The sequence below is a fragment of the Pseudomonas sp. MF09150 genome, assembly GCF_059862355.1.
Genome location: NZ_JCBCUS010000006.1, coordinates 43,410 through 57,345, shown reverse-complemented (window position 1 = coordinate 57,345; position 13,936 = coordinate 43,410). Strand labels below are relative to the sequence as shown.

Annotated in this window: 13 protein-coding genes; 10 read left to right on the top strand and 3 right to left on the bottom strand. The window is 63.7% G+C overall.

The window, feature by feature from the left end:
- The first annotated feature begins 31 nt into the window (after positions 1-31).
- From AC19YX_RS21695 to AC19YX_RS21675, 5 genes are all read left to right on the top strand, one after another.
- On the top strand, positions 32-742 hold the full coding sequence (locus tag AC19YX_RS21695; protein WP_078468743.1) for a histidine phosphatase family protein: 711 nt from the start codon (positions 32-34) through the stop codon (positions 740-742).
- Positions 743-794: 52 nt separating this feature from the next.
- A complete protein-coding gene (locus tag AC19YX_RS21690; RefSeq protein ID WP_020296906.1) occupies positions 795-1,109 on the top strand; it encodes an SCP2 sterol-binding domain-containing protein in 315 nt (104 codons plus the stop codon).
- A 384-nt stretch (positions 1,110-1,493) separates the two neighbouring features.
- Positions 1,494-3,212, top strand: coding sequence for a hydrogenase maturation protein (locus AC19YX_RS21685; RefSeq protein WP_500606980.1), 1,719 nt, complete (start codon positions 1,494-1,496; stop codon positions 3,210-3,212).
- A gap of 101 nt (positions 3,213-3,313) precedes the next feature.
- Positions 3,314-4,207 carry an aminoglycoside phosphotransferase family protein gene (locus AC19YX_RS21680; protein WP_500606979.1) on the top strand — a complete coding sequence of 298 codons (894 nt, stop codon included), beginning with the start codon at positions 3,314-3,316 and terminating at the stop codon, positions 4,205-4,207.
- A gap of 135 nt (positions 4,208-4,342) precedes the next feature.
- Entirely contained in the window at positions 4,343-5,101 is a 759-nt protein-coding gene (locus AC19YX_RS21675; RefSeq protein ID WP_500606978.1) for a hypothetical protein, read from the top strand.
- Positions 5,102-5,115: 14 nt separating this feature from the next.
- On the opposite strand, the gene AC19YX_RS21670 is transcribed toward AC19YX_RS21675, so the two are convergent.
- Positions 5,116-7,761 carry an MGH1-like glycoside hydrolase domain-containing protein gene (locus AC19YX_RS21670; protein ID WP_500606977.1) on the bottom strand — a complete coding sequence of 882 codons (2,646 nt, stop codon included), beginning with the start codon at positions 7,759-7,761 and terminating at the stop codon, positions 5,116-5,118.
- A 188-nt stretch (positions 7,762-7,949) separates the two neighbouring features.
- Here AC19YX_RS21670 and AC19YX_RS21665 point away from each other — a divergent pair, with 188 nt between their 5' ends.
- From AC19YX_RS21665 to AC19YX_RS21655, 3 genes are all read left to right on the top strand, one after another.
- Positions 7,950-8,237: a hypothetical protein gene (locus AC19YX_RS21665; RefSeq protein ID WP_500606976.1), complete on the top strand. Its 288-nt coding sequence runs from the start codon at positions 7,950-7,952 to the stop codon at positions 8,235-8,237.
- Positions 8,238-8,590: 353 nt separating this feature from the next.
- On the top strand, positions 8,591-8,866 hold the full coding sequence (locus tag AC19YX_RS21660) for a hypothetical protein (protein ID WP_078468738.1): 276 nt from the start codon (positions 8,591-8,593) through the stop codon (positions 8,864-8,866).
- 150 nt (positions 8,867-9,016) lie between these two features.
- Positions 9,017-10,411 carry an amidase gene (locus AC19YX_RS21655; protein WP_500606975.1) on the top strand — a complete coding sequence of 465 codons (1,395 nt, stop codon included), beginning with the start codon at positions 9,017-9,019 and terminating at the stop codon, positions 10,409-10,411.
- 26 nt (positions 10,412-10,437) lie between these two features.
- On the opposite strand, the gene AC19YX_RS21650 is transcribed toward AC19YX_RS21655, so the two are convergent.
- Both AC19YX_RS21650 and AC19YX_RS21645 read right to left on the bottom strand, forming a co-directional pair.
- A complete protein-coding gene (locus AC19YX_RS21650) occupies positions 10,438-10,926 on the bottom strand; it encodes a hypothetical protein (RefSeq protein WP_500606974.1) in 489 nt (162 codons plus the stop codon).
- 19 nt (positions 10,927-10,945) lie between these two features.
- Positions 10,946-11,317, bottom strand: coding sequence for a DUF3969 family protein (locus AC19YX_RS21645; RefSeq protein WP_500606973.1), 372 nt, complete (start codon positions 11,315-11,317; stop codon positions 10,946-10,948).
- Positions 11,318-11,506: 189 nt separating this feature from the next.
- Here AC19YX_RS21645 and AC19YX_RS21640 point away from each other — a divergent pair, with 189 nt between their 5' ends.
- Complete coding sequence (locus tag AC19YX_RS21640; RefSeq protein ID WP_500606972.1) at positions 11,507-12,667, top strand: SRPBCC family protein; 1,161 nt, start codon at positions 11,507-11,509, stop codon at positions 12,665-12,667.
- A gap of 28 nt (positions 12,668-12,695) precedes the next feature.
- The gene (locus AC19YX_RS21635; RefSeq protein WP_500606971.1) at positions 12,696-13,805 is read left to right on the top strand and encodes an SMP-30/gluconolactonase/LRE family protein; all 1,110 of its coding nucleotides are present in this window, start codon (positions 12,696-12,698) and stop codon (positions 13,803-13,805) included.
- Positions 13,806-13,936: the final 131 nt, after the last annotated feature.

Sequence of the window (13,936 nt, the reverse complement as noted above, 5' to 3'; positions counted from 1 at the left end):
AAAACTTTCAACGTGCCGGGATGACGCGGACGTGGGCAGCATATATTTGATTCGACATGGCCAGGCCTCCTTTGGTGCAGACGACTATGACGTTCTGTCGCCCAACGGTGTGCGCCAGGCGCAAGTGCTCGGCCAGCACCTGGCACAAATGGGCCTGAGCTTCGACCGCTGCCTGTCGGGCGACCTGCGCCGCCAGCAACACACTGCCAACGAAGCCCGCGAGCAAATGCTCGCCGCCGACCTGCCGACACCGGCCCTGGAGATCGACTCGGCCTTCAACGAGTTCGACGCCGACGCCATTATCCGCGCCCTGCTGCCCGACCTGCTGAGCCAGGAGCCGAACGCCCTGGAAACCCTGCGCAACGCCGCGCAGAACCGCGCCGAGTTCCAGCGCATCTTCGCCCTGATCATCGAGCGCTGGCTGGCCGGCACCTATGACCCACCCGGGCTGGAAAGCTGGCTGGGGTTTGTCGAGCGGGTCCAGGGCGGCCTGCAACGCATCCTCGAACAGGCCGACAACCGTGACAAGATCGCCGTGTTCACCTCCGGCGGCACCATTACCGCCCTGCTCCACCTGATTACCCGGATGCCTGCCCGGCAGGCTTTCGAACTGAATTGGCAAATCGTCAACACCTCGCTCAACCAGCTGAAGTTCCGCGGGCGCGAGGTGGCCCTGGCTTCCTTCAACGGTCATGCCCATCTGCAACTGTTGAAGGCCCCGGAACTCATCACTTTCCGATGAGCCCGGCTCACTGTGACCCTTGCTGTAATCACCCCAAGAAAAGGATCGAACCATGACCTCCGTAGCTGACGCCGTACAAGCCATGAAAGCCAAGTTCAACCCAGCTGCCGCCGCCGGCCTGGACCTGGTTTTCGGTTTCCGTATCGATGACACCAAGAACTTCTCGCTGATCGTCAAAGACAGCACCTGCGAGCTGCAAGAAGGCGAAAACCCTGACGCCCAGGTCACCCTGGTGATGGACGGCGAAACCCTGGACGGCATCGTCAGCGGCGAAACCGACGGCATGCAGGCCTTCATGGGCGGCAAACTGCGCGCTGAAGGCGACATGATGCTGGCCATGAAACTGAGCGAGCTGTTCCCAGCCTAAGACCCTCGCGGTCCGGTTGTACCCGAATCCCGCCCCTGTGGCGGGATTCGTCGTTTCTGGCCCCTGCCGATTAATGCAACGACCTGTAGCCACTGCCGCAGGCTCGGGCCGCGTTCGGACGCTGGCCTGGCACGACGCCGCGGATGCACCTGACAGAGCACGGCGCCCCTATGGGCCAGCGCAGCCTCGTGCCTCGACAGCGGCTACAGCGGCTACGGGGTTTGCGGGATGACCGTCGGGCACCTTGTTTGGCTGGCGGCACGCTTGATTGATCTCAGTCAGTTTCGGTTTTGCGCAGGTCTCTACTCTGGCGTCTCCATCACAGGCCAGGGACGGCTGATCGGAGCGACCCGCCGTGCCTATCACTCAAGGAAGAGTCACCCCATGGGATCACTGAAGATCATTCTGCTGTCCAGCGCCTTCAACGGCCTGACCCAACGAGCCTGGCTGAGCCTGCGCCAGGCCGGGCACCGCCCCAGCGTGGTGCTGTTCACCGACGAAGAGTCGGTCTGCCAACAGATCGAAGACGCCAACGCCGACCTGGTGATCTGTCCCTTTCTCAAGGACCGGGTGCCGCAGCGACTGTGGGCCAATACCCAACGGCCGCTGGTGATCATCCACCCGGGGATCGTTGGCGACCGTGGCGCCAGCGCCCTGGACTGGGCGATTACCAATGAGGTCAGCCGCTGGGGCGTCACGGCCCTGCAAGCCGTGGAAGAAATGGATGCCGGGCCGATCTGGTCGACCCACGAATTCACCCTGCCGGCCAACCTGCGTAAATCCGAGCTGTACAACGGCCTGATCAGCGACGCCGCGTTGCAGTGCATCGAGGACGTGGTGAAAAAATTCACCAGCGGCTTCACCCCGATCCCCCTGAACTACCTGGACCCCAACGTCCGTGGCCGCTTGCAGCCCAACATGAAGCAGAGCGACCGTACCTTCAGCTGGCACGACTGCGCGCGCTTCATCAAGCGCTCCATCGACGCCGCCGACGGCCAGCCAGGGGTGCTGGCGAGCCTGGCCGGCGGCCAGTACTACCTGTATGACGCCCACCTGGATGCACGCAGCGGTACACCCGGGGAACTGCTCGCCGTGCACGATGACGCCGTGCTGGTGGCCGCCGGCGACCACAGCCTGTGGATCGGCGCCCTCAAACCCAAGGCAGTACCCGGTGCCGAGACCTTCAAGCGCCCGGCGCGGCATGTACTGGCGCAACATCTGGAGGGCCTGCCGCACCTGGACTGGTCAATCGAAAACTCGCCTTTGTGCAATGAGGCCTATCAGCCGATTCGCTACCGCGAGTCAGGCAATGTCGGCGAGCTGACCTTCGACTTCTACAACGGCGCCATGAGCACCGAACAATGCCAGCGCCTGACCCGCGCTCTGCGCTGGGCCAAGGCACAGAACACCCAGGTGCTGCTGATCAAGGGCGGACGTGGCGCCTTTTGCAACGGCGTGCACCTGAACGTGATTCAGGCCGCCCCCGCACCGGGCCTCGAAGCCTGGGCCAACATCCAGGCGATCGACGACGTCTGCCAGGAGCTGCTCAGCGCCCGGCAACTGGTGGTCTGCGGCCTGACCGGCAGCGCCGGTGCCGGCGGCCTGATGCTGGGGCTGGCGGCGGACATCGTCCTGGCTCGGTCTGACGTGGTGCTCAACCCGCATTACAAGACCATGGGCCTGTTCGGCTCCGAATACTGGACTTACAGCCTGCCCCGCGCCGTGGGCCAGGCCATGGCCCAGCGGCTCACCGAGGAATGCCTGCCCATCAGCACCCTCCAGGCCCTGGAGATGGGCATGGTGCAGGAGATCGGCCCGCGCTGCCCGGACGAGTTCGCCCTGTGGCTGCTGCAACGAGCCAACAGCGCCCTGAGCGATAGCCGCTACCAGGCCATCCGCGAGCGCAAGGCCCAGGCCGACCCGCAACTGATGCAGCACTGCCGCAATGCCGAGCTGGAGGAAATGCACCAGGACATGGTGCACAACCGCAAGGGCTTCGCCGAAAAATGCGCGGCATTCGTCTACAAGCGCAAAACCTGCTGCACGCCGCAGCGCTTGATCGAAGACTGGGCGCAACCCCGGGAAGTGGCATTGGTGGGCTGAGCCGCCTGACCGGCGGCTTTCAATGCACCGCCAGGCCACGTAATATCGCCGCCTTTTTGTTGCCGCCCCACTGGGGCGGCAGCTGTTTGCCAGGAGGCGATATGCACGACATTCCCGGCCATTCCACGTGGCGCAGCATCGAAGAACAGACCCTGGGCTGGTCCAGCGATCGGATTTTTCACATCGTCGATGCACAGGGCCAGCACCTGCTCTTGCGCACCAGCGACGCCGCCCAGCACACCAGCAAGCACCACGAATTCCAGTGGACCCAACACCTGGCGGCACAGGGCATCGCCATGTCCCAGCCATTGGCCTTTGGCCTGTTTGATTCAGGGCGCCAGGTCTACTCGCTGTTGTCGTGGATCGAAGGCCAGGATGGCGCGCACTGGGTTGCCGAGCGTCCGGCCGCTGCCTGTCATGAACTGGGCCTGCAAGCCGGTCGGATACTCCAGCAGATACACAGCGTTGCTGTGCCTCCAGGCACCGAGAACGCCGAACAGCAGATGCGTGCCCTCTACCTTAAAAAGCTCGAACAGTACCGGAGCTGCGGCTATCAAGTGGCCCATGAGCAAGACTTCCTGCAATTTATCGAGCAGCACTTTCATCTGCTGACAGACGCGCCGCGGGTGTTCCTGCACGGCGACTATCACCTGAACAACATGATCGTGGGCGCCGATGACCAATTGTCGATCATCGACTTCAACCGCTGTCGTCTCGGCGATCCGGCGCGAGACTTCAACAGGCTGGCGCTGTTTTCCTGCAACCTCAGCAGCGACTTCGCCCGCGGCCAGATCGACGGCTACTGCGCGGGCAACGCCGACCCTGGGTTCTTCACCCGCATGGCGTTCTACGTCGCGTTCGATACCTTCTTCAGCGTGATCTGGGCCATGGCCTTCGGCGAAGAGCAAATCCACGCCAGCCTGCAACGCACGCAAAAGGTCTGGGAGGACTTCGCCGGTTTTTCCAGTGTTATGCCTCGCTGGTACGGCCAATAAGCGCCACATCCGCTGCGGCCATGACCCGGTCGCACCCGTTTTTTTGCTCGCAGAGAAGAAAACAGCTGCTATGGTTTTGCCCGGCGCAGGGCTTTGAGCACGAAAGACGCCATTGGAAAATCTTAAGGAATGAGAGTGAACGCCAAGCTTAAAGAAACAGAAAAAACCCAGGAAACCACCGGTAAGAGCCCGATCGCCTGGGGCATGATCGGCTCGGTGATCCTGGCCATCACCACCCCGTTCTTCTACTTGAACGGCAAGGCTTACCACGACGGATACCTGGGCTACTTCCAGCTGGAAACCTCGATGTTTCCCATGGACACCTCCAGTACCTTCGTCACCGCGGTGCTGGCCTGGTATCACGCCATGACCAATGGCTTGAAAGGGAGTTTTGAATTCATCGGGCAGCACTGGCTATGGGCAACCCTGGTCTGCGTGCTGACCATCGTGGTGTTCGGTGGCTTCAACTACCTGATCGCCAAGCTCACCAAAACGCTCAATGATAAAAAGCAGTCGAGCAAGCAGCAGGCCACCACCCCCGCGCCGTCCTTATTGAAAGAGATGGGGAAATGCGCGCTGTATATTTTCATCCCGAGCTACGGCCTGTTTGTCGCGATGTTTTTTATCTCGTTCATCCTGATGATCACCATCACCCCTTTTTCATTGATCGGTAAGGATTCAGCCGCCGACGATCTGAAAGACGGCTTCAAGAACTCGCCACTGGTGACCGTCAATGACCCCGATGGGCACAAAGGCACTTACCGGGTCATGCAGTGCTCGACCTCGTTCTGCGCGCTGTATGCCGATGGCAAGGCGATCACGGTTCCGGTCGCGACCCTGAATTGGGTAGTGTCGGATGTCTCGAAAAAACTGGAGGAGGTGCAAGCGAAATAACCGCTGCGCCTCCATCACCGCCGTTGCTGCCACTCAGGTTGCAGCAACAGCGCCACCAATGCCGTCCACCCCGTCTGATGGGACGCCCCCAGGCCGCGCCCGGTTTCGCCATGGAAGTATTCATGGAACAGCACCAGGTCACGATCGATCGGGTCAGCCTGCAATTGCGGGTAGCCGCACATGGAGGGCCGCAGCCCGTCCTCATCACGCAGGAACAAACGGGTCAGGCGCTGGCTCAGGCCGTCCGCGACCTCTTTGAGCGACGCCAGGTAGCCTGAACCGCTGGGGTACTCCACAGAAAAGTTCTGGTCGTAGTAGCGGTGAAACTCGCGCAAGGCTTCGATCAACATGTAGTTGATCGGCATCCACAGCGGCCCGCGCCAGTTGGAGTTACCGCCGTACAGCCGCGAGTCGGACTCGGCCGGCACATAGCGCGCGTATAACGGGTTGCCATTGACCTGCAACTCAAACGGCTGCTCGGCGAAGGCCTTGGACAGCGAGCGAACGCCGAACTCACTGAGAAATTCCGCCTCATCCAGCATGCGCTTGAGCAAATCCTTGGTCCGCTCCCCACGCAGCAGCGCCAGGAGCATGCGGTTGCCCTCCCCCGGCTCGGTCCAGCGCGACACCAGGCTGGCGAGGTCCGGCCGATGGCGCATAAAGCCCAGCAAGCGCTCACGCAGCCCCGGCAGCCCTTCGTGCTCGTGCTGCTCCAGCACCTGCACCGCGAACAGCGGCATCAGGCCGACGATGGAGCGCAGGCGCAGAGGTTCGCTGAGCCCGTCCGGGTGCTGCAACACGTCGTAGAAAAACTGGTCCTGTTCGTCCCACAGGCCTTCGGCTGCGGCGTCGACGCGGTTGATAGCGCCGGCGATATACAGGAAGTGTTCAAAGAACTTCACCGCGATATCGACGTACACCGGGTTGCGCTTGGCCAGTTCCAGGGCGATGCGCATCAGGTCCAGGGCGTAGGCCGCGACCCAGGCCGTGCCATCGGCCTGATCCAGGGTGTAGCCCGGCGGCAACGCAGCCGAGCGGTCGAACAGGCCGATATTGTCCAGGCCGAGGAAGCCCCCCTGGAACAGGTTGCGGCCTTCGGCGTCCTTGCGGTTGACCCACCACGAGAAATTAAGCAGCAGCTTGTGGAAGATCCGCTCGAGAAAATCCAGGTCACCTTCGCCGGTCAGCGCCTTGTCCTGCTGGTACACGCGCCAGCTGGCCCAGGCGTGCACCGGCGGGTTGGCATCGTCAAAGCGCCATTCATAGGCCGGCAACTGGCCATTGGGGTGCATAAAACGGTCTTTGACCAATAGCAGCAACTGGTGCTTGGCAAACCCGGGGTCGATCAGGGCAAAGGCCACCGCCTGGAACCCCAGGTCCCAGGAGGCGTACCAGGGGTATTCCCAGGTGTCGGGCATCGACACGATGTCGAAGTTGGCCAGGTGCCGCCAGTGGCTGTTGCGCAGATGCTCGCGCTCGGGCGGCGGTGGCGGCTGGCCGGGATCGCCGTCGAGCCATTGCTTGACGTCGAAGTAATACAGCTGCTTGGACCACAGCAAGCCGGCCAGGGCCTGGCGTTGCACGTTGCGCGCATCTTGGTCGAGGCCGGCTTGCAGGGCCGCGTAGAAATCATCGGCCTCGGCCCGACAACGCTCGAACACCTGGCGAGCACTGACCGGCTCGGCGCCTGCCGGGGCAAAGCGCAGGTAGACACTTTTGCTCTCGCCGGCACCCAGGGCCAGGCTGAAATGCGCGGCGACCCGGGTGCCCGCGTCCCGGGCGATGGCGTTGGCCACGCCACCCACCAGGTAATCGTTGAAGCCATCCTTGAACGGCCCCGGCGTGGCCAGCCCGTCGAGCCTGGGGAAGTTGCTGTCGTTGTTGCAGAACAGCCACTGGCAGGGCTCGGGGCCCCAGGCAGTGACTTGGCGCTCGGGTAATTGCGGGTGGCGCGCCAGTACGCGCTCGCCCTCCAGTATCAGGCTCGGCCGGCGCGGATCGTCGCCCCAACTCCAGCTATTGCGCGCCCACACCTGGGGCAGCACGTGCAGCCGCGCGGGCTGATCGGCACGGTTGTGCACCGTGACCCGCATAAACAGGTCGTCAGCCTGGTGCTTGGCGTATTCCACCGTCACGTCGAAGTAGCGCTGGTCTTCAAAGACGCCGGTATCCAGGATCTCGTACTCGGCATCGCCCAGGCCGCGCCGGGCGTTTTCACGCACCAGGTCGTCATAGGGGAAGGCCGCCTGGGGGTACTTGTAGAGCATGCGCATATAGGCATGGCTGGGCACGCCGTCGAGGTAGAAATACAGCTCCTTGACGTCCTCGCCGTGATTGCCTTCGGCGTTGTTCAGGCCGAACAGCCGCTCCTTGAGAATGCTGTCGTGCTCATTCCACAGCGCCAGCCCCAGGCACCAGTGCTGGGCCTTGTCGGAGAACCCGGCGAGGCCGTCCTCACCCCAGCGATAGGCCCGACTGCGCGCGTGGTCATGGGGCAGGTAGCGCCAGGCGTCGCCATCGGCGCTGTAGTCCTCGCGCACTGTGCCCCACTGCCGCTCACTCAAGTAAGGCCCCCATTCGCGCCAGTGGCCGGCCTCGGCGCCTTGCAGGCGCTGGCCTTCAACCGTGTCGAGAATGCTCGCTGCTGGTTTTGCCGTCATGGGGGTGTCCGTGGCCATGGGAATGAGCTGCAGTGTAGGAGCTGCCTGGGGGCCTGGGGCATGACAAATGTTTCATGGTGCGAGCATCCGTCACGCTCAAAACGGCTCAAGAACCCCGTTGCAGAGCCTTTTTATTAAATTTACCGACCCTGGTTCGTTATAATCGGCAACCCTTTTATGACAGTGCGATGTTGATGATGTGCAGTTGCAAAGCGTTTTTTACCAGCGCCCTACTCAGCCTGCTGGCCTGCTCGGCCCAGGCCGCCAGCCTTGACCTGAGCTACCCGCAGCCGCCGCTGGCAGAGGCCACGACCGCGGCGCCAGCGCCCGAACCCACTGCGCCGACACTGAAGTTGCAGTTCAAGGCCCCAATCAGTGTCGAACACCGTTGCAGCGGACAATGCAGTTACGAGACCGATATCAATCAGCTGCATGACCGCGAAATCCGCCAGACCTCGCGCATCGGCTTCGACTGAGGCCGGGCGTTGAACCTCCGGCGTGCTTGATTCACACTCGCGCTCCTGAGTCCTACAGCAATCTCAGAAATTCCTGTCGTGCCAGTGCCTTGTCCTGTTCCTGGGGGCGTGCCTATAGTCCTGCGTCGTCCTGATGACGATCGGGTTTGGCGACCCTATGAATGGATTGAACAGGCGCTCTGGCAGATTTGGCAGGGCACCTGTACCCGCACACTGCTTTATGGCGGCTGTGCGCGGGAGACCTTCGGGTCTGTCGGTTCTTCCATTCCCGGCTCGCCAACCCGCGTACAGCTGCCACCCCTTTGTTTGGCGACAAAGCGCTGGCAGCCTCACCCACGAATGGAGAAGCACCCATGAATCGTTACATGCCGATCACCGGCCACGACTGCACCATCCCTTCCCTGCTGATCGATACCCAGGCCCCCGCCGATGTGCTGTACGAAGCGGCCGCCTATCGCATCCGCGCCGTCACTCAACTGCTGGAAAACTTCGCCGCGCGGCCCGATATCCCCGGCGATGCCCTGGTGTTGCAGGAGCTGGCGCTGGTCTGCGCCATTCCGTTGCGCGATGGCTGTGATGTGCTGGATGTATTGGGGCGCCAGCTGCGGGCACAGCCTCTTCAACCCTGACACATGCCCCCCCGTAGGAGCCGGCTTGCCGGCTCCTACGGCTGAACAAGGTCATCAGGGCAGCGCCACGGATGATGGTTGGGCCCGGGTGGAGACGCTACAGTCAAATCATCGGCAACCCGACTGACGCCCGGCCCAAGGATGCGTTCGATGACTGATCTGCACGAGCTCCAAGCCTCCCAACTGCTGGCCCGGTTCGCCGGCCGCACCCTGTCTCCCCTGGACTATTACGAGCATCTGCTGGCCCATATCGAGCGCTGGGAGCCGCATATCCGCGCGCTCTACGCCTTCGATCCGCAGCAGGTGCTCCAGCAGGCCCGGGCCTCCACCGAGCGCTGGCACAAGGGTTCGCCCCAGGGTCCGCTGGACGGGGTGCCGGTCACGATCAAGGAGCTGATTGCCACCCGGGGCACGCCGATTCCCCTGGGCAGCGCCGCCACCCTGCTCAAGCCTGCCGTGCAGGATGCGCCGCCAGCCGCGCGAATGCGCGAAGCCGGGGCGATCATTCTGGCCAAGACCACGGTGCCGGATTTCGGCATGTTGTCTTCCGGGTTGTCGAGTTTCCATGGCATCACCCGCAACCCCTGGAACCGCGCCTGCAACCCCGGCGGCTCCAGTTCCGGGGCGGGCGCCGCGGCCGCAGCCGGATACGGGCCGCTGCATATCGGCACCGATATCGGCGGTTCGGTGCGCCTGCCCGCCGCCTGGTGCGGCCTGGTGGGGTTCAAGCCGACCCTGGGGCGGATTCCCATCGACCCTTATTACACCGGGCGCTGTGCCGGGCCCCTGACCCGCAGCGTCAATGACGCGGTGCTGATGATGCGCTACCTGGCCAAGCCCGATGCCCGCGATGCCACCAGCCTGCCGCCGCTGGCCAGCGACTGGAGCGACCAGCCACTGTCGGTCCAGGGCCTGAAGATCGGCCTGATGCTGGAACCTGGCGCCGGGCTGCAACCGGAGGGCTTTGTCTGCGAGGCGGTGCAGGGCGCCGCGCGGTTGTTCGAACGCCACGGGGCCCAGGTGCGGACCCTGGCGCCGATCATGGACCGCGCCCAACTGGATGGCCTTGATCGCTTCTGGCGGGCCCGGCAATGGGCGGAACTGTCGGCCCTGGGCGCCGAGCAGTTGGCCAGGGTGCTGCCCTATATTCGCGACTGGGCGGCAGCGGGGGCCGATCTTTCAGGGGTTGAGGCGGTCCGGGGCTTTAACCAGACCTTCGAGATGCGCCGCCGCGCCGCCCAGGTGTTCAGCGAGTTCGACCTGGTGCTGTCACCGACCAATCAGGTCAACAGCTTTCCCGCCGAGTGGCCGTCTCCCACCAACAATCCGCAACAGCCGTTCGAGCACATCGTCTTCACCCTGCCCTGGAACATGGGCGAACAACCGGCGCTGTCGATCAACTGCGGCTTCAGCGCCGAGGGTTTGCCCATCGGCCTGCAGATGATCGCCCCGCGCTTTGCCGATCAATGGCTGCTGCAAGTGGCCAAGACCTATGAAGGTTGGCGCGGCGCGATCCAGAGCTGGCCCAACCCGCCGTCTCGCTGACACGACCCGCGTCGCGCTCCTGGGGATCAGTCAGGCGAGGCTCGGCACACGGGCGGGCTATCCGGTGAAGGCAGGAAGCAACGGGCGGTCAGCCAGCAGGTGACGGCAGCGGCCAGCCAGAGCAGGAGCACGCCCGGCAGGTAGTCCACGTAGCGTGCGCGCTCGATGCCATTGACCACGGCCCGGATAAACAGCAGGACCCAGCCTGTCACCATCACGCTGCCGATCAACGCCAAGGCGTTGCAACTGAAGGCTGAACGCCTGACCTTCAGCAGGACCACCCCCAGGGCCAGGGCAAACATCGGCAGGAGAAACACCAGAAACGCCACCAGTGGTGTCAGCAGCGGCATCAGCAGGATTTCACCGCCCCTGACCTCGCCGATCAGCCGTGGATGAGTCGCCAGGTGGGCCACCAGCAGCCCGCTATTGACCAGGCCGGCGATAAAACCCGGTATCAGCGGGCACAGCAGGAAGGCCATGAACACCTTGCCCCGCGGGTAGCTCGCTTGCGTCATGGAGCACCTCGGCGTGTCATCAGCGAATGACATACAGATCGACCCGTCCAGCCTTCTTTCTGGTCCGTTTTTCGTAGCCGGCATCGCCCTTGAGCAGGCTGGAAAAGCGCTCGGCCATGGCCTCCATGTTGTGTGCGAAGCGCTCGGGTATCAGGCTCAGCACATCTTCCAGTTCGCAGCACTCGAGAATCAGCTGCGGCAGCTCGGGCCCCAGGCCCTTGTGCTGCAAGGTATGAGCGGTGCGTGGAGAAAACAGCAGGCGCTCGGCCTCCTCCAGGTCAATGGCTTCATCCTGCACCGCGCGCAACAAACCCAATGCCAGGGCACACACCAGCCGGGTGGCCTCCTCCGGCTCCAGGGCCTCAATCGCCAATGCCACGGTCTTTTCCATCGGTTGCTCCCTGCAGTGCGCTCAAAGCCGTGGATTGTCCCCGAGGTCGCCACCCCGGTTCAACTGCGCCGAACCCTCTGGGGCGGGCTTGAGACCCTGGTAGCCCTCGGGCGTTTGCCCTGCCCATTGGCTGGATAGCCAGCCGGCGGCTACGCTGCTGCCGATAAAAACAACAACGGGAGCAGGGCCATGCGAGACACCACCGAACATTTTCGCCAACAGTACCGTGCGACCGTCAGCCCGCGTTACAACCCGTGGCTGCACGGCGGTTTTGTGTTGGGCTACGGCGTGCTGTGCATCGCCCTGCTGGCCGGCACGCTGGAGCAGGTGCAGCCTCTGGAATGGCTGACGCTGCCCCTGGGCCTGGTGTTTTTCAACCTGTGCATCTACGTCGTGCACCGCTGGCTGGGGCATCACAAACAGGCCTTTGCCCGGCTGTTCTATAAGCGGCATACCGGCGACCACCACAGCTTTTTTGTCCCGGGGCAGATGACCTACGACGGCGCGCGCGACTGGCGGGTGATCCTGTTTCCGGCCTGGCTGATCGTGTTCCACAGCCTGCTGTTCGCCCTGCCCCTGTGGTGGCTGATGCGCCCGTTCAACGCCAATGTCGCGGCACTGTTTGCCGCTGCGATGCTGATCGGCTACCTGGCCTATGAGTGGTTTCACGCTTGCGAGCACTTGCCCGCCGAGCACCCGCTGGCGCGCCTGCCGTGGATTCGCCAGATGCGCCGCCTGCACGAGCTGCACCATCGCCGCGAGCTGATGCAACGGCGTAATTTCAACATTGTCCTGCCGTTGATGGATTACCTGTTCGGCACCCTGTACTGGGAGCCCGAACCCATTACCGCCGAGCCCCGGAGCCTGCCCATGACCCGCATGCAGCATCAGATCGACATCCCCCGCAGCGTCGTCCCGACCCTGGCCTACGCCAGCAGCGCGAGCCGCTGGCCGGAGTGGCATCCGTCGTCGCTCACGGTCGAAGGCCCGAGCGGCCCGCTGTACGCCGGAGCACGGTTCGAGGAGGAGATTCATGCCGGCGGGCGCAGCGGGCACCTGAGCTGGAAGGTCGGCGAATACCTGCCGGGCCAGCGCTGGAGCGCCCGGGCCCGTGGCGACCATGGCCTGGAGTTGCAGGTGACCTACGAATGTCAGGCGCTGGACACCGGCCACACGCGGTTTGTGCGGACCCTGGAGTACGGTTTCAGCGGGTGGCTGATGCGCCTGGGCAATCAGCTGTTATTCAAGCGACGGATCGAGCGCGAATCTTCGGACTCGTTGCTGGCATTGCGCGAAATGGCGCAACAGGCCATTCCCCCGAGCCCCGCCGCCGCGTACACCACCGACTGACATTGCCCCGGACAGGAGTCACCGTGCCATGAACCCGATCGCCCCCCGCCGATTCAAAACGGGTCGCCTGCTGTTGCTGCTGATCATCGCCCTTGCCGCGTTTTTGCTGCTGCTCCCGACCCGGGTCCAGCCCGTGGCCTGGAGCCCTTCGCCGGCGCCGTCCCTGAGCAGCGGCCCCTATGCCGACAACCAGCGCCTCAAGGGGCTTGAAGGAGTGGGTGCCAGGGATATCGACGGCCCCGAAGCCCTGCTGCTGGAAGACGGCCAATTGCTCAGCGGCCTGCACGATGGTCGAGTGATCCAGACCAGCCTCGATGGCAAGCTGCTGAAGGTCCTGGTCAATACCGGCGGCCGGCCCCTGGGCCTGGCGCGCCACCCCGATGGGCGGCTGATCATTGCCGACGGGATCAAGGGCCTGCTGGCGCTGGATACCCAAGGCCAGTTGAGTGTCTTGAGCACCGAGGCCAATGGCTTGAAATTCGGCTTCCCCGACGATGTGGCGGTGGACGCCGCCGGGCGCTACGCCTATTTCAGCGACGCCAGCAGCCGCTGGGGTTACGGCCAGGATGGCGAAGCGGTGATCGAGCACGGCGGCGACGGGCGTTTGTTGCGCTATGACTTCCAGAACGGCAAGACCGAGGTGCTGCTGGACCGCCTGGAGTTCGCCAACGGCATCGCCCTGGGGCCGGACGAAGCCTATGTGCTGGTCAACGAGACCGGCGCCTATCGCATCAGCCGCTATTGGCTCAAGGGTGAGCGCGCCGGGAGCCATGATCTGTTTATCGACAACCTGCCGGGGCTGCCGGACAACCTGAGTTTCAATGGCCGTGACCGGTTCTGGGTGGCGCTGTATGCCCCGCGCAATCCGTTGCTCGACGCCACGGCCGGTTACCCGTTGGTCCGCAAGATGGTGGTGCGGGCGCTGACGGTGCTGCCCAAACCGGTGGAGAAACGCGCCTTTGTCCTGGGACTCGATACCCAGGGCCGGGTGATTGCCAACCTGCAGGACGCCAGCAGCGGCAATTATTCGCCGATCACCACGGTGCGCGAGTACGGCGACCACCTGTATTTCGGCTCACTTACCGCCCGCCACATGGCGCGCCTGCCCCTGAACCTGGCGCTGCAAAAACACCCGTAGCCCGTAGCCGCTGCCGAGGCACAAGACTGCGCTGGCCCTGGAAAGCGCAGGAGGTTTGTCAGGCATATCTTCGGCGTCGGTCAGGGCCAGCGTCCGAACGCGGCCCGAGCCTGCGGCAGCGGCTACGGGTG

Bases quoted from the DNA above. Each gene is read 5' to 3' on its own strand.
- AC19YX_RS21690 (WP_020296906.1), top strand. From the start codon at position 795: ATGACCTCCGTAGCTGACGCCGTACAAGCCATGAAAGCCAAGTTCAAC.
- AC19YX_RS21685 (WP_500606980.1), top strand. From the start codon at position 1,494: ATGGGATCACTGAAGATCATTCTGCTGTCCAGCGCCTTCAACGGCCTG.
- AC19YX_RS21680 (WP_500606979.1), top strand. From the start codon at position 3,314: ATGCACGACATTCCCGGCCATTCCACGTGGCGCAGCATCGAAGAACAG.
- AC19YX_RS21670 (WP_500606977.1), bottom strand. From the start codon at position 7,761: ATGACGGCAAAACCAGCAGCGAGCATTCTCGACACGGTTGAAGGCCAG.
- AC19YX_RS21665 (WP_500606976.1), top strand. From the start codon at position 7,950: ATGTTGATGATGTGCAGTTGCAAAGCGTTTTTTACCAGCGCCCTACTC.
- AC19YX_RS21660 (WP_078468738.1), top strand. From the start codon at position 8,591: ATGAATCGTTACATGCCGATCACCGGCCACGACTGCACCATCCCTTCC.
- AC19YX_RS21655 (WP_500606975.1), top strand. From the start codon at position 9,017: ATGACTGATCTGCACGAGCTCCAAGCCTCCCAACTGCTGGCCCGGTTC.
- AC19YX_RS21650 (WP_500606974.1), bottom strand. From the start codon at position 10,926: ATGACGCAAGCGAGCTACCCGCGGGGCAAGGTGTTCATGGCCTTCCTG.
- AC19YX_RS21645 (WP_500606973.1), bottom strand. From the start codon at position 11,317: ATGGAAAAGACCGTGGCATTGGCGATTGAGGCCCTGGAGCCGGAGGAG.
- AC19YX_RS21640 (WP_500606972.1), top strand. From the start codon at position 11,507: ATGCGAGACACCACCGAACATTTTCGCCAACAGTACCGTGCGACCGTC.
- AC19YX_RS21635 (WP_500606971.1), top strand. From the start codon at position 12,696: ATGAACCCGATCGCCCCCCGCCGATTCAAAACGGGTCGCCTGCTGTTG.